Origin of the sequence: Alloalcanivorax dieselolei B5 (assembly GCF_000300005.1) — a bacterium.
Classification (GTDB): domain Bacteria; phylum Pseudomonadota; class Gammaproteobacteria; order Pseudomonadales; family Alcanivoracaceae; genus Alloalcanivorax; species Alloalcanivorax dieselolei.
In genome coordinates this window covers 3,973,767-3,995,099 of sequence record NC_018691.1, presented here as the reverse complement: position 1 = coordinate 3,995,099, position 21,333 = coordinate 3,973,767, and the positions used below count along the sequence as shown (strand labels likewise).

At 63.1% G+C, this 21,333-nt stretch carries 20 protein-coding genes; 13 read left to right on the top strand and 7 right to left on the bottom strand.

The window, feature by feature from the left end:
• Window position 1 precedes the first annotated feature (1 nt).
• Entirely contained in the window at window positions 2–289 is a 288-nt protein-coding gene (gene gatC / locus B5T_RS17760; protein WP_014995923.1) for an Asp-tRNA(Asn)/Glu-tRNA(Gln) amidotransferase subunit GatC, read from the bottom strand.
• A 354-nt stretch (window positions 290–643) separates the two neighbouring features.
• Here gatC and B5T_RS17755 point away from each other — a divergent pair, with 354 nt between their 5' ends.
• The 9 genes from B5T_RS17755 to B5T_RS17715 all read left to right on the top strand — a co-directional run bounded on the left by B5T_RS17755 (window position 644) and on the right by B5T_RS17715 (window position 11,569).
• Window positions 644–1,687 (top strand): rod shape-determining protein, encoded by a 1,044-nt coding sequence (locus B5T_RS17755; protein ID WP_014995922.1) that lies wholly within the window; start codon window positions 644–646, stop codon window positions 1,685–1,687.
• Window positions 1,688–1,733: 46 nt separating this feature from the next.
• Window positions 1,734–2,612, top strand: coding sequence for a rod shape-determining protein MreC (gene mreC, locus B5T_RS17750; RefSeq protein WP_014995921.1), 879 nt, complete (start codon window positions 1,734–1,736; stop codon window positions 2,610–2,612).
• Window positions 2,609–3,100 carry a rod shape-determining protein MreD gene (mreD, locus tag B5T_RS17745; protein WP_014995920.1) on the top strand — a complete coding sequence of 164 codons (492 nt, stop codon included), beginning with the start codon at window positions 2,609–2,611 and terminating at the stop codon, window positions 3,098–3,100. The genes mreC and mreD overlap by 4 nt, the downstream gene beginning before the upstream one ends.
• 32 nt (window positions 3,101–3,132) lie before the next feature.
• Entirely contained in the window at window positions 3,133–3,753 is a 621-nt protein-coding gene (locus B5T_RS17740; protein ID WP_014995919.1) for a Maf family protein, read from the top strand.
• 26 nt (window positions 3,754–3,779) lie between these two features.
• Window positions 3,780–7,562, top strand: a complete 3,783-nt coding sequence (locus B5T_RS17735; protein WP_051015533.1) for a YhdP family protein — start codon at window positions 3,780–3,782, stop codon at window positions 7,560–7,562.
• 4 nt (window positions 7,563–7,566) lie between these two features.
• Window positions 7,567–8,415 carry a carbon-nitrogen hydrolase family protein gene (locus B5T_RS17730; protein WP_014995917.1) on the top strand — a complete coding sequence of 283 codons (849 nt, stop codon included), beginning with the start codon at window positions 7,567–7,569 and terminating at the stop codon, window positions 8,413–8,415.
• Complete coding sequence (gene tldD / locus B5T_RS17725; protein ID WP_014995916.1) at window positions 8,402–9,847, top strand: metalloprotease TldD; 1,446 nt, start codon at window positions 8,402–8,404, stop codon at window positions 9,845–9,847. The genes B5T_RS17730 and tldD overlap by 14 nt, the downstream gene beginning before the upstream one ends.
• Before the next feature lie 71 nt (window positions 9,848–9,918).
• The gene (locus B5T_RS17720; RefSeq protein ID WP_014995915.1) at window positions 9,919–10,386 is read left to right on the top strand and encodes a cyclic nucleotide-binding domain-containing protein; all 468 of its coding nucleotides are present in this window, start codon (window positions 9,919–9,921) and stop codon (window positions 10,384–10,386) included.
• 4 nt (window positions 10,387–10,390) lie between these two features.
• Window positions 10,391–11,569 carry an MFS transporter gene (locus B5T_RS17715; protein ID WP_014995914.1) on the top strand — a complete coding sequence of 393 codons (1,179 nt, stop codon included), beginning with the start codon at window positions 10,391–10,393 and terminating at the stop codon, window positions 11,567–11,569.
• A gap of 11 nt (window positions 11,570–11,580) precedes the next feature.
• On the opposite strand, the gene yjgA is transcribed toward B5T_RS17715, so the two are convergent.
• Window positions 11,581–12,120 carry a ribosome biogenesis factor YjgA gene (gene yjgA / locus B5T_RS17710; RefSeq protein WP_014995913.1) on the bottom strand — a complete coding sequence of 180 codons (540 nt, stop codon included), beginning with the start codon at window positions 12,118–12,120 and terminating at the stop codon, window positions 11,581–11,583.
• 66 nt (window positions 12,121–12,186) lie between these two features.
• Between yjgA and pmbA the strand changes: the two genes are divergently transcribed.
• The 4 genes from pmbA to B5T_RS17690 all read left to right on the top strand — a co-directional run bounded on the left by pmbA (window position 12,187) and on the right by B5T_RS17690 (window position 17,635).
• Window positions 12,187–13,542, top strand: a complete 1,356-nt coding sequence (pmbA, locus tag B5T_RS17705; protein ID WP_014995912.1) for a metalloprotease PmbA — start codon at window positions 12,187–12,189, stop codon at window positions 13,540–13,542.
• Window positions 13,543–13,607: 65 nt separating this feature from the next.
• Window positions 13,608–14,537 (top strand): BPSS1780 family membrane protein, encoded by a 930-nt coding sequence (locus B5T_RS17700; protein WP_014995911.1) that lies wholly within the window; start codon window positions 13,608–13,610, stop codon window positions 14,535–14,537.
• 90 nt (window positions 14,538–14,627) lie between these two features.
• Window positions 14,628–16,331: a molecular chaperone HscC gene (locus B5T_RS17695; RefSeq protein WP_229682980.1), complete on the top strand. Its 1,704-nt coding sequence runs from the start codon at window positions 14,628–14,630 to the stop codon at window positions 16,329–16,331.
• Window positions 16,331–17,635, top strand: a complete 1,305-nt coding sequence (locus B5T_RS17690; protein WP_014995909.1) for an RDD family protein — start codon at window positions 16,331–16,333, stop codon at window positions 17,633–17,635. The genes B5T_RS17695 and B5T_RS17690 overlap by 1 nt, the downstream gene beginning before the upstream one ends.
• A gap of 95 nt (window positions 17,636–17,730) precedes the next feature.
• Here the strand turns inward: B5T_RS17690 and B5T_RS17685 are convergent, their stop codons facing one another.
• The 5 genes from B5T_RS17685 to B5T_RS17665 form a co-directional block, all read right to left on the bottom strand.
• Window positions 17,731–18,000 (bottom strand): HPr family phosphocarrier protein, encoded by a 270-nt coding sequence (locus B5T_RS17685; protein ID WP_014995908.1) that lies wholly within the window; start codon window positions 17,998–18,000, stop codon window positions 17,731–17,733.
• Entirely contained in the window at window positions 17,997–18,851 is an 855-nt protein-coding gene (rapZ, locus tag B5T_RS17680) for an RNase adapter RapZ (protein WP_014995907.1), read from the bottom strand. Before rapZ ends, B5T_RS17685 begins: the two co-directional genes overlap by 4 nt.
• 72 nt (window positions 18,852–18,923) lie before the next feature.
• The gene (gene ptsN / locus B5T_RS17675; RefSeq protein ID WP_014995906.1) at window positions 18,924–19,397 is read right to left on the bottom strand and encodes a PTS IIA-like nitrogen regulatory protein PtsN; all 474 of its coding nucleotides are present in this window, start codon (window positions 19,395–19,397) and stop codon (window positions 18,924–18,926) included.
• A gap of 8 nt (window positions 19,398–19,405) precedes the next feature.
• Window positions 19,406–19,705 carry a ribosome hibernation-promoting factor, HPF/YfiA family gene (gene hpf / locus B5T_RS17670; RefSeq protein WP_014995905.1) on the bottom strand — a complete coding sequence of 100 codons (300 nt, stop codon included), beginning with the start codon at window positions 19,703–19,705 and terminating at the stop codon, window positions 19,406–19,408.
• A 68-nt stretch (window positions 19,706–19,773) separates the two neighbouring features.
• Window positions 19,774–21,240 (bottom strand): RNA polymerase factor sigma-54, encoded by a 1,467-nt coding sequence (locus B5T_RS17665; protein ID WP_014995904.1) that lies wholly within the window; start codon window positions 21,238–21,240, stop codon window positions 19,774–19,776.
• Window positions 21,241–21,333 lie beyond the last annotated feature (93 nt).

Genomic DNA, 21,333 nt, shown 5'->3' with positions numbered 1-21,333 from the left:
CTTATTCAATCACTCGGGGGACCAGGAAGCAGCCCTCTTCGGTGGCCGGGGCGATCGGCATGACCCGTTCGCGCACGTCCGGTTCGGTAACGTGGTCGTCGCGTAGCGGCTGACTCACATCCAGGGGATGGGCCAGAGGCGCGACGCCATCCACATCGGCCTGCTGCAACTGGTCCACCATGGCGAGAATGTCGTTGAGCCGTTCGCTCAATGCCGCGGTCTCGTTGTCGTCCACTTGCAGGCACGCCAGGTGGGCGACTTGAGCGACCACCTTGGAATCAATAGCCATGGTTCTCTCCGTTGTTCTCTTCGCAAGAATCAGCACAGCCCGGTATCAGTACGCCGTGGCGTCGGCACGGGATCGGAAATCGGCTTCAGGAAGGCGCAAAAAGTACCACAGACCGGCCTCGGGGAGCCACTGAACCGGCATCCGGGGAGGGCAAATCCGGGCGCTTGCCCCGGGGATTGCGGATGATCGCCTCCCGGTACGATGAAAACAGGGGCGCCGGCGGCGCTTCGGCCGATCCGTCGGCCTTGCCGGATGGGCCCGCCGTTGCTAGAGTTGCGCCATCTTGCCGTCACCTGTGAAAACGGGATCAAGACGGCGCTTTCCTCTCGACGAGACTTCAGGAAACTGGCCAGGATGTCCGTTATCAAACGTATTCGGGGGATGTTCTCCACCGATCTTTCTATTGATTTGGGGACCGCCAACACGCTGATCTATGTGCGTGGTCGGGGTATTGTCCTCGATGAGCCCTCGGTGGTGGCGATTCGTCATCACGGTGCCCAAAAGAGCGTGGCCGCGGTTGGCGCCGACGCAAAACGGATGTTGGGCCGTACTCCCGGCAACATTACCGCCATTCGTCCGATGAAGGACGGGGTGATCGCCGATTTCGACGTCACCGAGAAAATGCTCCAGTACTTTATCAAAAAGGTGCATGACACCGGCTTTTTCCCGCCGGCGCCCCGGGTACTGGTCTGTGTGCCTTGCAAATCCACGCAAGTGGAGCGCCGGGCCATTCAGGATTCCGCCTACGGCGCCGGGGCTCGTGATGTGTTCCTGATCGAAGAGCCCATGGCCGCCGCCATCGGTGCCGGCCTGCCGGTGGAAGAAGCGCGTGGCTCCATGGTGGTGGATATCGGTGGAGGCACCACCGAAATCGCCCTTATTTCCCTGAACGGCGTAGTCTACTCCGAATCCGTGCGTATTGGCGGTGACCGTTTCGATGAGGCCATCGTCGCCTATGTGCGCAAGGAATACGGTTCGCTGATCGGTGAATCCACCGCGGAACGCATCAAGCACGAAATCGGCACCGCCTATCCCGGTGGCGAGGTGCTGGAAATCGACGTTCGCGGGCGTAATCTGGCGGAAGGGGTGCCGCGCCAGTTCACCCTCAATTCCGAGGAAATCCTGGAAGCGCTCAAGGAGCCGCTGGCCGCCATTGTCAATGTGGTGCGCAATGCCCTGGAGGCTTCGCCCCCGGAGCTGGCTTCCGATATCGCCGAACGGGGCCTGGTGATCACCGGCGGCGGCGCGCTGCTGCGTGATATCGACCGGCTGCTCAGCGAGGAAACCGGCCTGCCGGTGATCATCGCGGATGATCCGCTGACGTGCGTGGCACGCGGCGGTGGCAAGGCCCTGGAAATGATGGATACCCACGGGCTTGATATGCTGGCCATGGGTTGATAGACGTTGGCGCCTCACGGCGCCAACGTCCTGGTAACCGACGGCCATGTCCTCTTCCAACCCTACTTACCGTCTTCTCATCGCGCTGGTGCTGGCCGTGGTGCTGATGGTGCTCGACCAGCGCACACCGTGGGCACAGCCGATCCGTTACGTGGTCGGCTACCTCACCGCGCCGGCCCAGTACCTGGCCCACCTGCCGGTGGACACCGCCCGTTTCGTTTCACGCCAGACCCAGAGCCGTGGTGAACTGCTGGAAGATCAGGAGCGCCTGAACCGTCAGGTGCTGATTCTGGAACAGCGGGTGCAGAAACTGGCGGTGCTGGAGGCGGAAAACACCCGCTTGCGCGAGCTGCTGAACTCTTCGGCGAGCCTGGAAGGATCGGTGCTGGTGGCGGAGATCATCGGTCTGGATCCGGACCCCAACCGCCAGGAAATCGTGATCAACAAGGGCGCCCGCGAGGGCGTGCGCCGTGGCCAGGGCGTGCTGGAGGCCCAAGGGTTGATCGGTCAGGTGGTGGAAGTGGGGCCGCTGGCTTCGCGGGTGCTGCTGATCACCGACGCCAGTCATGCCATGAGTGTGCAGGTTAACCGCAACGGGGTGCGCGCGATTCTGGCCGGTACCGGCCAGGGCAATACCCTGCGTTTGCTGTACGTGCCGGACACCGCCGATGTGCAGCAGGGCGACTTGCTGGTGAGTACCGGCCTGGGACAGCTCTATCCCCGTGGCTATCCGGTGGCCGAGGTGGTCAGTGTGGATCACCGCTCCGGCGCCGCCTTCGCCGATATCCTGGCCCGGCCCAAGGCCCAGATTGATCGCGCCAGTCACGTGCTGTTGGTGGAATCCAAACCGGTGGAGCCCGCTCCCGCTGATCAGGACGAACAAGGGGACGCGCCGCCGGACATGGCGGAGGAGGAAGGCCAATGAGCAAGGAGAAACCGGCCGGCACCGGCGTGATCCTGGTGACGCTGTTCCTCGCCGGTCTGCTGGAGGTGGTGCCGCTGCCCGAGGACCTGAACTGGTTGCGTCCGGACTGGCTGTTGCTGGTGTTGATGTACTGGGTACTGGCGTTGCCGCATCGGGTCGGCGTGCTGTGGGGCTTCGTGGTCGGGCTGTATCACGATGTGCTGGTGGGCACCACGCTGGGTCAATGGGCTCTGGCCTATAGCCTGGGGGCCTACTTCATGTTGGCCGCCTACAAGCGTATGCGTGTCTTTCCGGCTTTGCAGCAAACCGCGGTGGTGTTCCTGTTGGTCGGCTCCTCGAATCTGCTAGCCTATCTGGTGCAGGAATCCGTGGGGCGCGCTTATTATCCTCCCTATACGATCCTTTACAGTACGCTGGCCAGCGCGGTGCTGTGGCGGCCGATCGTGGCCGCGCTGCGCTGGGTGCAGTTGCGTTTTCTGGTGCGCTGAGAACGGATCGACCAGGCCGATGGCAGGACGACATGACGGACGTTGTTTTACCTCAGCGGGGGACGCCGCTGTTTCTCGCTTCCGGTTCGCCCCGACGAGCCGAGTTATTGACCCAGGTGGGAGCCCGGTTCACTCGCCTGCCGGCTCCGGGCGTGGACGAAACGCCCTTGCCCGATGAATCTCCCGAGCAATACGTGATCCGTTTGGCCCGCGCCAAGGCCGGCGCCGGTGATGGTCTGCGGACGTCGCCCGGTGCGGTGCTCGGCGCGGATACCGCGGTGGTGCTGGAGGCGCGCATTCTCGGCAAGCCCGTCGATGATGACGATGCCCTGGCCATGATCGATGCCCTGTGCGCCCGGGAACATCGGGTGCTCAGCGGGGTCTGCGTGTTGCATCAGGGCGAGGCGCGCACGGCCATGTCGACAACCCGGGTAAGATTCCGGGCGCTCACCGCGGCTCAGCGGCGCGCCTATGTGGCCCGTGGAGAAGGCCGGGACAAAGCCGGTGCCTATGGCATACAGGGGCTGGGCGCCGCGCTGGTGGCGTCCCTGGCCGGCAGTTACAGTGGGGTGGTGGGACTGCCCCTGGAGCAGACCCTTCCTCTGCTGGAATGGGCAGGGGTCCCCTACGGTATCTCCGTGCCCGCTGAATAGGGCGCGAAGGTGGTGACGAGGCCAAGGTGAGCAGAAAAAACGACAGGCACGGACATGCCTTCTGGCGCGACTGGCTATGGTGGCTGGTGGCCATCCCGTTGGTGTTGCTGGCGGTGTACGTGGTGGCCATGCGGCAATTCATGGCGGTACTGCCGGAATACCAGACACAACTGGAAACGCTGGTGGCGGAGCGCTTCGGCACCGACATCGAGATCGATCGCCTGGAAGGCGAGATGGAGGGGCTGTCACCACGCATCCGGCTGTTCGGGCTGAGTCTGCCGGCGGTGGAAGGCGGGTCTCCACTGACCCTGGACCGGGTGGAAATCAGCGTTCGGGTGCTGGCCTCGCTACTGACCCGGGAGCCCCGCCTCAACGAACTGCGTATCGAAGGCGTGGATCTGCATCTGGTTCGCGACGAACAGGGCCGGATCCATCTGCGCGGCCTGGAGGCCTTCGAAGGTGGTGAACCGCAATGGGACCGCTGGTTGTCCCTGCTCTATCACCAATACCGTATCGTCATCGACGACGCTCGCTTTTCCCTGGAATGGCCGGATTTGCCACCGCTGGCGTCGTCTTTGCGTCTGGCGCTGGTCAACCATGGCGATCAGCATCGTCTGGCGGTGAAGCTGGAGGCCCGTGACCGTCCTTTTTCCGTGGACGGACGGCTGCGCCTGGATGGCAATCCGCTGCGCTGGGAACAGGTGAATGCTGGCGCCTATTTGTCGTTGGATGGAGAGCGACTGGAGGAGTGGCTGCCGGACACCCGTGAGTGGCCCCTGGACCTGGAGAACCTGAAGGGCAAGACGCAGCTGTGGCTGGATGTCAGGGACGGCCGCCCCACCAGCGGCAGCGCCCGCCTTTCGGCGCCACGGCTGGTGCTCACCGATGGGGAAACCCCCTGGGCGATCAGCGATCTGAATCTGGACGCGCGCTTCCGTTATGACCCGGAACAGGGGGGAGAGGTGGTGCTCTCCAACGTGCGGGGTGAAACGCCGGCCGGCGATCTGGCCCCCGGGCTGCTGGCGGCATCCTGGCACCGGCCCGGGGAGGGCCAGGCCCCGCGGTGGGCGGCCCGTGGTGAACGCCTGCGTTTGCAGGCGCTGGCACGGCAGTTGGCGCAGTGGCCGTTCGCGTGGCCGGCATCGATCTCGCCGATCCGGCAAAAGCTTGAGGTGTTCCAACCCGAAGGCCAGTTGCGCAGCCTGTATCTGACCGGCGAGGGAACGGACTGGCGTTCGCTCCAGGCCCGCTTCAGTGACCTGGTGGTGCAGGCGGTGGATAAACTGCCTGGCGTCTCGGGCCTCAATGGCTGGCTGACGGCCACGCCGGAGGGGGGCTTGGCGGATCTGCGGGGCGACACGCTTGGCCTGATGCTGCCGGAATTCTATGACCATGCCCTGGAAGCGGCGTTCACCGGTGCGCTGCGCTGGTCGCTGGAAGAGCAGTCCTGGACGTTGGACACCGGCGCGATACGCGCCCGCAATCCGGATGCCTGGGGGGTGGCGATGGCCCGGGTGCGGGGCGGGGCGGAACACATTCCCGAATTGCGTCTGCTGGCGGATCTGTTCGACGGCGACGGCGCCCGCGCCAGTCATTATATTCCGCTTGGGCGCCTGCCCGGCGGTGCTCGCGACTGGTTGGGCCAGGCGTTCCGGGGCGGTCATCTGGATCATGGCCAGTTCCTGTACCAGGGGCCGGTGAAGATCGATCGCGAACGTCAGCAGGACCGCACCTTCCAAATGCGCTATCAGGCCCGCGATGTCGCCCTGTCATTCCTGCCGGACTGGCCGGTGGCCACCGCCGCCGACGCGGACGTGCTGATGGACGGACGGCGTCTGGTGGCCACCGCCGGCAGCGGTACTTTGCTCAACAGCCAGATCAGCCAGGTGGCGGTGGATATTCCCGAGCAGGGCGGTCAACTGGTGGTGCAGGGCAAGGTCAATGGTCCGGCCGCGGATGTTGATCGCCTTTTCCATGACACGCCGCTGGCCGCGACCTTGCCAAAGGAATTGTTGGATTGGCGCTTCCGTGAGGGCCGGGTGCAAGGGCATCTGCTGCTGGATGTGCCGCTGAGAAAAGGCGAAGGGCGACAGGTAACCGTGGTGGCGGATGGCAGTGCGAGTGGCGTCACCGTGGCCAATGAGGCGCGGCGGTTGACCCTGACCGGGGTGGCCTCGCCGGTGCACTTTCACAGCCGCAATGGATTGAATCTGCCGGACCTCAAGGGGGAAGGGCTGGGAGGCCGCTTCAGCGGCGCCTGGACCACCCGTGACGCCGACAGCCGTCTGGTATTGAGCGGGGGGGTGCCGGCGGCGCGATTGCGGCAATGGCTGGGTTTCGACTGGCTCTCCCCGGTATCCGGGACCGTGCCGGTGGATATCACCATGAGCATGCCCTGGCGCGGGCGAGGCTTCCACCTGGAGGCCTCGTCATCGTTGCGCGGGGTGACTGTCGATGCGCCGGCGCCGCTGGGTAAATCGGCGGATACCAGCCGACGGCTGTGGCTGAGTCTGGATCCGGAACGGCAGGATCTGCGTTTGGAGTACGCCGGCGTTGGCCATGGCCGGATCCGTATCGGCGACCCGGTGGCCGGGGTGATCCGGCTGGGCGAGGGGGATCTGCCGAACATGCCGTCCCGGGGCGTGACTTTTCTGGGGCATGTGGACCGGGCCGACGCTAATGCCTGGATGGCCTTTATCGGCAGCCTTGCCGGCAGCGGCGCCGGTGGCGGACAGAATAGTCTGGTCAACAGAGCGGTGTTCAATGTCGGTGAATTGACGCTGGCGGGACAGCGGTTCCGGCAGGTCCGTTTTTCCGCCATGCCGGCGGGTTCCGGCTGGGAGCTGGGGCTGTTGGGGGATCAGGTGGCGGCCTCGCTGCAGGTTCCCGGTGGCTTCCAGGCACGGGGGCAACGACCGCTACTGCTGACGGTATCCCGTTTGTACCTGCCGGAGGGCGCCCCCGGCGGGAACGATGCTGGCACCGGTAAAGCGCCCATTGTTCCTTCCACGTTGCCGCCGCTGGACGCAACGATCAGCGATTTGCGGCTGGGGGGGCAGCCGTTGGGGGACTGGAGCGGCAACCTGCGGCCGGTGGACGGCGGCGTGCACATCAGTGGCCTGCGCGGCGGCTGGCGCCGCATCAGTTTGGACGGTGCCTTGACCTGGACCGGCGATAACCGTGCTCAGCACACCCGCTTTGAGGGGGTACTGTCTTCCAATGATCTGGGCAAGGCGCTGTCCGCCTGGGGCCTGCCGCCCCTGGTGGAGAGCAAGGATGCCCGTGCTTCGGTGAATCTGTCCTGGAACGGCTGGCCGCTGGCGCCGCCGCCGCTGGGGTTGCAAGGGCAGGTGAACGTGGACATCGGCGAATGCCGGATTCCGGATACCGATTCGCGCACGTCCATTTTGCGTGTGCTCGGCGTGCTTAATGTCGGTACGCTGCAGCGCCGCCTGCGGTTGGACTTCTCCGATCTCTACAAAAAAGGCCTCAGTTGCGATGCCCTCAAGGGGGATTTCCAGTTCCAGGGGCCCCTTGTCAGCACCCAGAATTTGCACATCGACTCGCCATCGGCGGCGTTCCAGGTTTCCGGGCAGGTGAATCTGGCGGAGCAGACCTTGAACAACCAGGTCGCCATGACCTTGCCCATTTCCAGCAACCTGTATGCCGGCTGTCTCGCCGGTCCGGCGGTTTGTGCCGGGGTTTTCGTGGTGGAGCGGCTGTGGGGTGATAAGCTGGACAAGACCACCACCATGGAATACCAGGTCTCCGGACCCTGGAAGGAACCCCGGGTGACGGAAGCGGAGTGAGGCGATGAGTGACGTGATCACCGTGGCCGCGGTGCAGATGACCAGCGGCAAGGTGCTGACGGACAACCTGCGCGAAGCGGAAGCGGGCCTGGAGCGGGCTGCCGCCGGTGGTGCCCGTCTGGCGCTATTGCCGGAGAACTTCGCCGGTTACGGCGTGGATTACCGCGAACTGGCGGCACGGTATGACGAACTGCTGGCGTGGCTGGCGGAGCGGGCGCGGCGTTATCAGTTGTATCTGGTGGCCGGCAGCCTGCCAGCGCGATACCGTCCTGACGGCAGTGAAGTGCCGGCACCACGGGTGCGCACACGCAGTGTGTTGCTGGGGCCGGATGGCGAGGTGAGCGCCGGTTACGACAAACTGCATTTATTCGATGTGGATGTGCAGGACAGTCAGGGGCGTTATCGGGAATCGGAGGTATTCGAACCCGGTGATGCCGTGGTCACCGCGCCAGCCGCCGGCCTGACTCTGGGCATGGCGATCTGTTACGACCTGCGTTTCCCGCTTCTGGCCCGTGCTCTGGTGGCACAGGGCGCTGAACTATTGATTTACCCCAGTGCCTTCACCGCCACCACCGGTGCGGCGCACTGGGAATTGCTGCTGCGCGCTTGCGCGGTGCAAAACGGTTGCTACGTGCTGGGCGCCAACCAATGCGGACAGCACAGCGAGAAACGGGCGAGTTTTGGTCATTCCATGCTGGTGGACCCATGGGGTAGGGTGGTCGCCCAAGCTGGCGGCGAGCCCTCGGTGGTTCTCGGCGACGTGGACCGCGCGACTCTTACGCAGGTGCGCTCCGCGTTGCCGGTGCACCAGCATCAACGATTCACGGTGGAAAGTTTCTATGATCTCCGATGAACGCTTTACTCTGGCGGCGGATATTCTGCTGACGCCGGCGGAGCTGGCCCCGGATCAGTTGCAGGCCCTATTGGGGGGCAAACTGGCCGGACAGGCGGATTACGCCGACATCTACTTCCAGCACAGCCGCCACGAAGCCTGGGTGCTGGAAGACGGGCTGGTGCGCGATGCCAGCTTCAATCTGGAACGCGGTGCCGGCGTGCGTATCGTCAGCGGCGATAAAACCGGTTTTGCCTACAGCGATGATATTTCCCTGGACACCCTGACTCAGGCGGGCAACGCCGCCGCCGCGATCGGGCGTCAGGGCAGCAGCAAAGCGGTGCGTGTGAAGGGCGGCCGGGCCATGCCCGAACGCTATGCGCCGCTGGACCCGTTGCCGGTCTGGAGCAGCGAACGCAAGGTGGCGGTGCTGCAGGAGATGGACCGGCTGGCGCGGTCGCTGGATCCGGCGGTAAAGGAAGTCACCGTCAGCCTCAGCGGGGTGCAGGACGTGATCCTGGTGGCCGCCACCGATGGCACCCTGGCGGCGGATGTGCGGCCGCTGGTGCGCTTCAATATTTCGGTGATCGCCGAGCGTAATGGCCGCCGCGAACGGGGCAGTGCCGGAGGCGGCGGCCGGGTGTCCTACCAATGGCTGGAACAGGACGGGCGCATGGAATCCTGGGCCCGTGACGCGGTACGGCAGGCGCTGGTCAATCTGGAAGCGGCGCCGGCGCCCGCCGGCGCCATGCCGGTGGTGCTGGGGCCCGGCTGGCCCGGGGTATTGCTGCATGAGGCGGTGGGGCACGGTCTGGAAGGGGATTTCAATCGCAAGGGCACGTCCATGTTCGCCAGCCGAATGGGACAAAAAGTGGCGTCGGATCTGTGCACGGTGGTGGATGATGGTACCTTGCCGGATCGACGTGGCTCGCTCACCGTGGACGACGAAGGGACGCCCAGTGGCTACAACGTGCTGATCGAAAAGGGCGTGCTCACCGGCTATATGCAGGACAAGACCAATGCCCGCCTGATGGGCGTGGCGCCCACTGGCAATGGTCGCCGGGAGTCCTATGCCCATCTGCCCATGCCACGCATGACCAACACTTACATGCTGCCGGGCGAATCCGATCCCGAGGAAATACTGGCAAGCCTGGATCGCGGCATTTACGCGGTGAACTTCGGCGGCGGTCAGGTGGACATCACCTCCGGCCGGTTCGTGTTCTCCACCAGCGAGGCGTATTTGGTGGAAAAGGGCAAGATCGTTTGTCCGGTCAAGGGCGCCACACTGATCGGTAGCGGCGCGGAGGTGATGAGCCGGATCTCCATGGTGGGCAATGACCTCGCCCTGGATACCGGTATCGGCGTATGCGGCAAGGAAGGCCAGTCGGTGCCGGTGGGCGTGGGGCAGCCGACCTTGCGGGTGGACTCGCTGACGGTGGGTGGTACTGCGTGAGGAGTCGGTGAGGGGCAAAGGAAGAGAGAGCCCGTCCGGGCTGGTGGAGTTGTACTGCAGGGAGTACAGGAATGCCGAGCATTCCGTTGTCGCAATTATTGTCTCATATGCGGCTGTTCGATGGTCTGGAAGCCGAAGAGCTGGCCGTGGTGGAAAAACTGGTGTTCGTGAATCGGGTGAACGCGGGGGAAACCGCGTGTCGGGAAGGGGATCACAGCGACTTTGTCTGCTTCGTCGCCAGCGGCCGTCTCGATATCATCAAACATCATGCCGAGCAGGGCGAGGTGGTTATCGCCCAGCTCAAGCCCGGTGATTCTCTGGGTGAAATGGCACTGGTGGATCAACAGCCCCGTTCCGCCACCGTACGCGCGGTGGAGGACTCCGCTTTGGTGGTGCTGACCCGCAAAGGGTTTGAGCAATTGCGCCGCCGACGTCCCCGGGCGGCGGCGGTGATCATGGAGAACATCGCCTCGCTGTTGTGCTCTCATCTGCGGCAGACCTCGTCCCGGCTGGCGCGTTTCATGCTGCCATTGGGTTAGGACCATGCCAAATAGCGGGCAGGCGCGACGCCTGCCGTTACCGTTGTTTCTCGTTGCCCTGTTGCTGATCGCGCTGAACCTGCGTGTGGGTATCGTCGTGATCGGCCCCCTGGCCAATGGCATGGGGGAGGATCTGGCGCTCAGCGGTGGTGCTTTGGGGCTGCTGACCACGTTGCCGTTGCTGTGCTTTGGCGCGTTGTCGATTTTCTCGCCCCGCTTCGCCGAGCGCTGGGGGCTGGAGACGGTCCTGCTGACGGCGCTATGGCTGCTGTTCCTGGGGTTGGTGCTGCGACTGTTCGGCAGCTACTTTTGGCTGCTGGCGGGCACGGTGTTGCTGGGTGCCGCCATCGCCGTCATGAATGTGCTGATCCCGAGTCTGGTGCGCGGCCGCTTCCCTCGCAAGGTGGCGGCGCTGACCGCGCTCTATTCGGTCACCATGACCCTGGGAGCGGCTTCCGCCGCTGGTATGGCGGTGCCGGTACGGGATGCCTTCGGTGGTGACTGGCGTTATCCGCTGGCGGCTTGCGCGCTGGTGGCCCTGGCCGGTGCTATCGGCTGGTGCTTCATGCTGCCATACCGGACCCCCGCCGCGCCCGGCAAGGCGCCGTCGTTGGGATTGTGGCGTAATCCCCGTGCCTGGGTGTTCAGTGTCTTCTTCGGCTTGCAGAGTCTGTTGTACTACAGCCTTACCGCCTGGCTGGCGACGGTCTTCGTCGATGCCGGCATGAGCGAGGCCCGGGCGGGAGAATTGCTGACCCTGTTCAATCTGTCCGGTATGCCCGCCAACTTTTGCGCGCCGTTGTTTTTTGCCCGAATGCGTAACCGGCGCCTGGCCATGGTGCTGTTGCACGTGCCGCTGCTGATCAGTGTCCCGGCTCTGATGATCGCGCCCACCAGCCAGCCCGTATTGTGGGTGGTGCTGCTTGGCCTTGGACAAGGGTCGATGATCAGTACCGGTTTGACGCTGATCGCTCTGCGTGGCGCGGACGCCCGGGCCGCCGCCGGTCTGTCCGGGCTGTGTCAGTCCGTCGGTTACCTGCTGGCGGCCTTGGGGCCGGTGACCCTGGGGCTGCTGCACGATAGCGCCGGTAATTGGCGGATACCGCTGATGCTGTTGTCGGCCCTGTTGCTGGTGCAGTTTGTCGCCGGAGTGCTGTCCGCCGATGGCGAGCCGATCGGCTAGCATCGGCTTCGTCAATACAAAGGCGCGTTTCTTTCCAGATCGTTGAGGACGCCAAGAAAGCGCTTACGCTCGCGCTTGAAGCGCTCACGTTGCTCCTGTTCGGCGGCGCCGGGGTCGTCCAGGCGCGCCTTGATCAGGTTGCGCGCCTGATTGCGCAGCGCCTGGCGGTCCGCGTGCGGATAGAACTCAAGGATTTGCTGAATCACCGGTTCCGCTTCCTTGGCCGAGGCCGCTGCCATGACCTGCTCGGTCCATTGCAGCAGGCGCTGCTGCCGTACCGGGTCCTTGAGCGCGGCCAGGGCGGAGAGAATGGCATCGGTTTCGGCATCGCGAATCAGGCGGCCGACAAACAACGCATGGCGGCGTTGAGCATCGGCATTAGTGATACGGCGGGCCTCTTCCAGCGCCCGCCGCAGCGGGTCATTGAGCGGCAGCCGTGCCTGTTGCGCCGGTTTCAACGCCATGATGTCCAGCCCGGTCTGCTGCAGCTCCGACATTTCCTGTTTGAGCTGCGTTTTGCTGGGAGGTAGGGGCTCGTTATACTCGGTCATTGTTTATGGGAGCCGGTCCGCCGCGACACGAACGCTCCGCCATCAAGCTGAAGGAAACCCTATTTTATGTCCGATCACCCCCGTCCGTCAGCCGATCTCGGCCCAAACCAGTTGAATGTGGCTAAGGACACCGTGGCTTTTGTACTGGAAGAGGCGCGCCGCCAGGGCGCCAGCAATGCGGAAGTCGACTTGTCTCTGTCTCAAGGGTTGTCGGTGGACGTCCGCCTCGGTGAGGTGGAAACGGTGGAGTTTCATCGTGACCGGGGTGTGTCGGTGACGGTGTACTTCGGCCATCGCAAGGGACAGGCCAGCACCTCGGATGACCGCCGCGAAAGCCTCTGCGACGCGGTGCGCGCGGCCTGCGCCATTGCCCGCCATACCGAGGAGGATCCCCACTCGGGTATCGCCGATGCCGGCTTGCTGGCGCATCAGGTGCCGGATCTGGATTTGTACCACCCCTGGGCATTGACCACCGACCAGGCCATCGAACAGGCACAGCGGTGTGAGGCGGTGGCTCGCGACGATGCGCGCATCGTCAATTCCGAGGGCGCTTCGCTCAGCACCGGCGCCAGTCTGTACGTGCTGGGCACCAGCGCTGGTTTTCTGGAGGGGTTCGCCGGCACCCATCACAGCCGCAGCTGCGCGGTGGTGGCTCAGGATGAGGCCGGCATGCAGCGACAATTCTGGTACGACAGCGGCCGTCGTGCGGAGCTGCTGGCCAGCCCGGAGCAGGTCGGTGAAAAGGCCCGTGAACGCACGCTGGCCAGGCTGGGGGCCGATGTGCCCGCCACCGGCGAGTTTCCGCTGCTGTTCTCGGCGGAAATGGCGAGTGGCCTGATTGGCCATTTGATCGGTGCCATCAGCGGCGGCTCACTGTATCGGCGTGCCTCTTTCCTGTGTGACGCACTCGGCTCCCGGGTGTTGCCCGAGGGATTTCGTTTGGGAGAGCGGCCGTTGATGACGGCCGGCAATGGTTCCACACCCTTCGATGGCGATGGGCTGCCCACCCGGGACCAGGATTTCATCGAGGATGGCGAGCTCAAAGGCTATGCCCTGGGACTGTACGCGGCCCGCCGGCTGGGATTGTCACCCACCGGTAACGGAGGAGGAGTACATAACGTCATTCTGAGCGACACCGGGGAAAGCCGGGAAGCCCTGTTGCGTCGCCTGGGAACGGGGATTCTGGTCACCGAAGTGATGGGACAGGGTGTGAACCTTGTCACAGGAGACTATTCTCGCGGCGCCGCGGGGTTCTGGGTGGAAAACGGCGTTATACAGCGACCGTTGCAAGAGTTTACTATTGCTGGAAATCTGAAGGATATGTTCGGAGGCGTTCTGGGCAGTGGCACGGATGTGGATCGAAGGGGGAATATCCACTGTGGTTCGTTACTGTTGTCGCCCATGAAAGTCGCCGGGCGCTAGCTGTTTTTCGTCTTTCAGAATGACTATTGACTGTTTGGCTTAACCAAGGACAAGGAGCATACATTATGGAATCCAATAATCCATATCAGGGGCCCAGCGCGGATGTGCTGGTGACACAGGCGGGATCGGGAACGGTAGGGCAGGCGCAGAAGCGGCCGGTGGGGAACGGCGGTGCCTGGTGGGCGCAGGCATGGCGGATCGTGAGTCAGAACAAGCTGATGTGGGCATTGGCGACTTTCGTCTTCCTGCTGATTTTCATGGCCATCGGTCTGATCACCGCGTTTATTCCTTTTATCGGCACTTTCATTCCCACCCTGTTCGCGCCGGTATTCGTCGTCGGCTTGTATTTCATTGCCCACAGGGTACGTGAGCAAAACACGTTTTCCTTCGGTGACCTTTTCGTCGGATTTTCCAATCAGACCGGGCCGCTGTTCATGGCCGGTCTGGCGCAGATCGTGGCGATGCTGGTCTTTTTTGTTTTGATCGGCATTCTTGGCGCACTGTTCTTTGGCAGTGAGTTGATGATGATGTTCAGCTCCTTTGCCGACCCCTACGCCGCGCCCATGATGAACCCGGCCTTTGGCATCGCCAAGATGATCCTGTTCGGCCTGGTCTCTCTGTTGTTGATCATTCCCTACATGGCGGCGATCTGGTTCCAGGTGCCTTTGGTGTTCTTCGGGCAGCGTAATGCGTTCGCGGCCATGGTGGAGAGTTTCACCGCGGTATTCCGCAATTTCCTGGCCATGCTGTGGTACGGCATCATCGGTTTCCTGATTTTCCTGGTGCTGGGTATCGCGGCGGCGATCATTGTTGGAGTGATTACCGGAGTGCTCGGACAGGGCGTGATCAGCGGTATTCTGATGTTCGTGTTCGGTGTGGTGATGCTGTTGGTGATGTTGGTGCTGATGGCTCTGTACTCCGCCACCATCTATTGCTCGTTCCGCGATATCTTCGAGTTGGGTGAAGCCGCGCCGCAGCAGCCTGCCTCTGTCTGATACGCTCAGCATGACCTTACCCGATGCCAATTGGCGCCGGGATCCTCGCCGGGCGGTTTGATACCGCCCGGCGTTCGTTTGGGGCTGTGAATGGCGAAAGGAGAGGCCATGGCGATCATCGGTATTGATCTGGGCACCACCAACAGCGCGTGTGGTGTCTGGACCGGGCAAGGGGTGGAGCTGATTTCCAATCGCCTGGGCGACGTGCTGACGCCGTCCGTGGTGGGCGTGGATGCCAGCGGAGAGATCATGGTGGGCCGCACCGCCCGTCAGCGACTGATTCATCATAGCGACAGAACGGTGGCGGCGTTCAAACGCCTCATGGGCACCGACCACAAGATTACCCTTGGCGATCAGCGCTTCAGCACCACCGAGCTGTCCTCCCTGGTTTTGCGCTCGCTCAAGGAAGACGCCGAGACCTACCTGGGGGAGACCGTGACGGAAGCGGTGATCAGCGTTCCCGCCTATTTCAACGACAACCAGCGTCACGCCACCAAACAGGCGGCGGAGCTGGCGGGGCTGACGGTTCGGCGGCTGATCAATGAGCCCACCGCCGCGGCCATGGCCTATGGTCTCCACGAGAAGCAGGAAGGGCTGTTTCTGATTCTCGACCTGGGGGGCGGCACGTTCGATGTGTCGTTGCTGGAATTCTTCGACGGTGTGATGGAAGTGCACGCCAGCGCCGGCGATAACTTCCTGGGCGGCGAGGATTTCGTTGATGCCATGATCGACGATGTGCTGGCCGAGCATGGACTGAGCCGGGATGCCTTGCCGGCCAGTGTGATGCAGAATCTGTATCTGCAAATGGAAGGCGCCAAGCGTCGCCTGGGCAACGCCCAGACTCTGAACCTGAAGTTGGGGGACCGGGAGGTGACCCACGAGGTGACGCCGGAGTGGTTCGCCCGTGTCGTCACGCCGCTGTTACTGAGAGTGAAGCATCCCATCGAAAGGGCATTGCGGGACGCCAACTTGCACCCTGACAAGGTGGATGACGTGGTCTTGGTGGGCGGTTCCACCCGCCTGGCGTTGTTCCGCTCCACTGTCGGCAAGATGTTCGGCCGGCTGCCCTCCTGTCATCTGGATCCGGATACCGTGGTCGCCGTGGGCGCGACCATCCAGGCCGGCCTGCTGGCGCGGGGGGAAGGGCTGGACGACGTGGTGCTTACCGATGTTTGCCCCTACACACTTGGCACCGGTGTGATCAACGAGGACAACCCCCGGTTGGGCGATTACTTTCTGCCCATCATCGAACGCAACAGCGTGGTGCCGATCAGTGTGGAACGCCATCTGTCCACCGCGTCCAACAACCAAACCAAGATGAAGATCCGGATCTATCAGGGCGAAAACCGCCTGGTGGAGAAGAACGTCTATCTGGGCGAGTTGAGCGTGACGGTGCCCAAGGGACCACGTGGACAGGAAAGCGTGATTGTCCGTTACAGCTACGACATGAACGGTCTTCTGGAAGTGGACGTGAAGGTGGAGTCCACCGGCAAGACCTATTATCAGTTGATCGAACATACGCCGGGTGCCTTGAGCGAAGACGACAAGGCAAGATCCCTGCAACGTCTGGCGGCATTGAAGTTTCACCCCCGGGACGGCGAGGAAAACCGTGCCCTTCTGGCCCGCGGCGAACGACTGTATGAGTCCAGTCTGGGAGACCGCCGGGAGTTCATCGCGGACCTGATGGGACGGTTCGAGCAGGTTCTGGACCGGCAAAACCCTCTGGACATCGCCCGGGTCCAAAAGGAGTTCAAGGAGGCATTGGACAGTCTGGAGAGTGAGGACTGGTTCTGATGGATCCCTGGCGCGTCCTGGGGCTTGAGGCCACCGGGGATACCCGGGCGGTCAAGCGTGCCTACGCGCGCTTGCTGAAAAGCACCCGCCCGGATGAACATCCGGAGCAATTCCAGGCTTTGCACGCCGCCTACAAACGTGCCCTGGGCCTTGCCGAGCAACGTGCCCGTGCCGCTGCCGCCAGCGATACGGAGCCGGAAACGGAAACCGGGAAGCGAACGGAGAAGAAATCCCCTGCCACGGCCGCCGAGACTCAGCCGCTTCCGCCCGAGACACCGGAATGGCCAGCGCCGGTGGTTCCGGTGGAACCTGAGCCGGCGTTCCAGGATCAGCCTCCCCCGCCGGCGCGGGACCCGGAGCCGGCCTGGGCCGCGGCACGTGAGCGGGAGGAAGAACGGGAGCCGGAAGAAGACGAGTGGCTGGCGGCCAGTCGTGAACACGAACGACTGTTGACCCAGTGCCAGGCTTTGCTGGAGCGCGAGGGGCGGCCGGCTGAGGAGAAGGAATGGCGTTTCCTCGCCAACAGTCCCTGGATGCTGGACAGCGCCTTTCACCATGGTTTGGGTGATGCCCTGATGGCGGGGCTGGTGGAGCGGCTTCGGCAGCAGGATAACAAGCCGCCTCTGGATGCGGTGACACTGGCTTATTTGAGCAGCCTGTTCGATTGGGAAGGGCGTCGTGGCTTGCTGGCGGCCCGTTTTGGCGATACCGCCATGGATCGGGTGTTGGCCCCCCTGGATACGAATTCTTCCGGCGATCAGGCCTTATTGCAGGGGCTGCGTGGTGGTAAGGAGACGGTGCCGCCGTCGCGTCAGGCAAGCTCCGAGCCGGCACCCGAAACCCTTTATTTCACCGGCATGACCCTGCGTATGGCCGCTATCGTCATCGATCTGCTGGTATTGGTGGCGCTGTTGGTCATGCCGATATGGGTGGTGAGCGTCATGGTGGCGGATGCTAATGGTGATGCCGATGCCAGTGGTGTTGGCGCTTTCCTCGGACTTTTTGCCATGCTCGCCGTGCCGGCCTATATGCTGATGGCGCTGGTCATGGAGGCAGGACCCAGGCAGGCGACTCCGGGGAAACGGATGCTGGGGCTCAGGGTAACGAATCTGGAGTTTGAGCGGCTGTCATTCCTGCACAATGTATGGCGGGTCATGGCGTTCGTAGTGGTCAATGCGCTGACCAGCAAGGTGGTGATCCTGGTGAACCTGTTCCTGAAAGGGAATCTCCTGCACGATCGCGTCAGCCGCAGTTATGTCATCAACTGGGCGCGCAGCGAGAGGGAGCGGAAGGACGGGCAGTAGACCGGACCACGAAGCCGCTGTAGGAGCTTGCCCTGCAAGCGAATGCGCAACGTTCAAAGAGTTCGCTTGCAGGGCAAGCTCCTACAGTGGCCTCTTCACTCTTCTTCGTCGAAACGGCGGGCGAACAGGTCGGCCAGTTCCGCCATGGCCGGCTGCTCGTCATCGCCGTCCACCCGCACCCTGAGGTTGGTGCCTTTGGCGGCGCCGAGGGTAAGCAGGCCCATGATGCTCTTGGCGTCGACCTGACGCTCGTTGTGAAGCACCTGAATAGTGCAGCTGTAACGTGACGCCACGCTGACCACTTTGGCGGCGGCGCGGGCATGCAGTCCCAGTTTGTTGATGATGGTGAGTTCCCTCTCGATCATCCCTCCAGCTCCCGATGCCGCACATGCAGGGGGATGGCTTTATTGCGCAGGCGCTGAGCCAACTGCTCGGCCAGATAGACGGAGCGATGGCGGCCACCGGTGCAGCCGATGGCAACGGTAACGTAACTGCGGTCGTTGGCGGCATAGCGGGGTAGCCAGCGAACCAGAAACTGGAAAATATCGTCGATCAAATCCTCGGTTTCCTGATGAGATTGCAGGAAGGCCGCTACTTTGTCGTCGCGACCGGTCAGGGCCCGCAGATCGCCGTGCCAGTGGGGATTGGGCAGCATGCGCACGTCGTAGACCAGATCGGCGTCGTTGGGCAGACCGTTCTTGAAGCCGAACGATTGGATCAACAGCGACAGTTTGACGTTGCGGCCGGCTACCCGCTGGCGGATCTGGTTGCGCAGGGAGTGGACATCCAGAGTGCTGGTGTCGATCACCAGATCCGCGCGCATGCGGATGTCGGAGAGCAGTTCGGCTTCATAGGCGATGGCATCGGCCAGAGTGCGATCATCGCCGCTGAGCGGGTGTGGGCGCCGGGTGGCACTGAAGCGTTTGAGCAGGGTGCCGTGATCGGCGTCGAGAAAGATGATTTCCGTTTCCACCTGCAACTTGCGCAGTTCCGCCAGGGTGGAGGGAAAGGCCAGCAGTTGTCGCGGCAGGTTGCGGGCATCGATCCCCACCGCCACCCGCTCCAGCACCCGGTCCTCGTCATCCAGTTGCCCGGCCAGTTGCGGCAACAGGCCCAGAGGCAGGTTGTCCACGCAGTAATAACCGTGGTCTTCCAGTGCTTGCAGAGCCGTGGTCTTACCGGATCCGGACCGGCCGCTGAGAATGGTCAGTTTCATGGCGATTGACGCTTTCTTCCCCGAAAAGACGCCCGGGCCGGGGAGAACCGGCCGCATGGGCCCCGTCGTAGCTTATGAAGCCAGGCGCAATTCGGCCTCTGACTCCACGGCGGTAATATAGAGTTGGTGATCGTCCGTGGCCTGGCGCAGTTCACGCCGATAATCCTCGTCGTTGAACAGGTTGGCCAGGTGACTCAGGGTCTTGAGGTGCTGTTCGGGGTTCTGTTCAGGCACCAGCAGAACGAACACCAGATCCACCGGCCGGCCGTCCACGGCATCGAAGTCCACCGGTTCGGCCAGTTTCAGCAGCAGGCCCACTGCCTGCTCGCAGCGTCCGAGCCGACAGTGGGGGATGGCGATGCCTTCACCGATACCGGTGGAGCCCAGGCGCTCCCGGGCCACCAGTGCATCGAACACGTCCTGGGCACCGAGGTCGCCGCAACTGGCCGCGGCCAGCTCGGCAACCTGATCCAGAAGGCGTTTTTTGCTACCCACCTCGATACCGTTATGGGTGCGGTCCTCGGTGAGAAGTTCTCGTACTCGCATAGATCCGCTTAGTGACCGTGCTTGCGGCTCACGGTCTTCTCCTTGTGTTTGAGAATCTGACGATCCAGCTTACTGGTCAGGGCATCAATAGCCGCGTACATGTCACCGGCCTCGGCGGTGGCGAAGACTTCGCCGCCGGAAATGTGGATGGTGGATTCCGCCTTGTGGGTGTTCGGCTCCGGGGACAGGATTACCTGAATGCTAGTGATCTGGTCGAAATGCCGTTCCAGCTTGGAAAACTTGTCGTCCACATAATCACGAAGGGCTTCGGTGATATCCAGGTGATGGCCACTGATGTTGATTTGCATAGCTGGCTCCTTTGCCTCGTTATTTAACCCCGGCCTCTGGCCCGGGTTATAAGCCGTTTCCCGCGTCGTCAAACCAGACGTTTGCGAGCGCTGGAAGACGGGATTCGCATCGCCTCCCGATACTTGGCGACGGTCCGGCGCGCCACCTTGATCCCTTGCTCATTGAGCAAACTGGCCAGCTTATTGTCGCTGAGTGGCTTGCGAGGGTTCTCGGCGGCGACCAGCTTCTTAATGATGGCACGAATGGCGGTGGAAGAACATTCACCGCCGCCTTCCGTGTCCACGTGACTGGAAAAGAAATACTTCAGCTCGAACACCCCTCGGGGCGTGAGCATGAACTTTTGATTGGTGACCCGGCTGATGGTGGATTCGTGCATCTCCACCGCCTCGGCGATATCGGCCAGCACCAGCGGTTTCATCGCTTCCTCGCCATAGTGGAAGAAGTCCTGCTGCACCTCGACGATGCGCCGGGCCACCTTCAGCAGGGTGTCATTACGGCTTTGCAGGCTTTTCAGGAACCAGCGCGCCTCCTGCATGCAGTTACGCAGGTACTGGCCGTCCTCGCCCTCGGTGCGGCGGGCCAGGCGGGCGTACTGGGCGTTCAGGTTGACCTTGGGCAGGACTTCTTCGTTCAGTTCCACCCGCCAGCCGCCGCGGAAGGGGCGCACCACCACATCGGGAACCGCGTATTCCGCCACCTCGCCGCCGATTTGTTCGCCCGGGGCCGGGTCCAGGGTGCGCAACAACGCCAGGGCGTCGAGGAGATCGCTTTCCGTCACCCCCATGGTGCGGCGCAGTCCGGCATAGTCGTGCTTTTCCAGTAGCGCGAGATGCCCGAGCAGGGCGGTCGCGGTGTCCAGGTGCGGGGTGTCGGCGGGCTGTTGGCGCAATTGCACGCCCAGGCATTCGGCCAGATCACGGCTGGCCACGCCGATCGGGTCGAATTGCTGCAGTCGGTGCAGGACCGCCACCACTTCGTCTTCCTCCACCGGATCATCGGCGTCGGCGATTTGCCGCTCGGCGGTGTCGAGCAGATCATCCAGGGGCAGGGACAGGTAGCCACGGTGGTCGAGGGCGTCGATGAGGATGCCGGCGATGACCCGGTCCCGGTCGCTCATCGGGCTGAGATTGAGTTGCCAGAGCAGATGGTCCTGGAGGGTGACCGGAGCGACGTGGCGCTGTTGCCAGGCGTCGGCGTCATCGTCCTCGCCGCCGCCCGAGCCGGAACCGGACTGGCCCACATAGAGGTCGTCCCATTCGCTGTCGCTCTCCACCGGTCCATCCACCAGGTCGTCCAGGGCCTCGTCGCGTTCGAGGTCCATTTCCTCCGCTTCCCAATCGTCATCGGCGGGGGTGTCGTCCTCGGTGTAGGCCTCGACCCCCTCTTCAAGTTCCAGCAGGGGGTTGGTTTCCACCGCCTGCTGGATTTCCTGGCGCAGGTCCAGCGTCGACAGTTGCAGCAAGCGAATCGCCTGCTGCAACTGCGGCGTCATGGTGAGCTGCTGGCCGATCTGGAGTTGTAGACTCGGTTTCATACTGCCTTGGTGGTCCGGTGAATCGCCAAGGCGGCAGAATAGCAGCGTCTTTCAAGGTTTCGCAATTCATTTAAGCAATATGTATGCCAATGT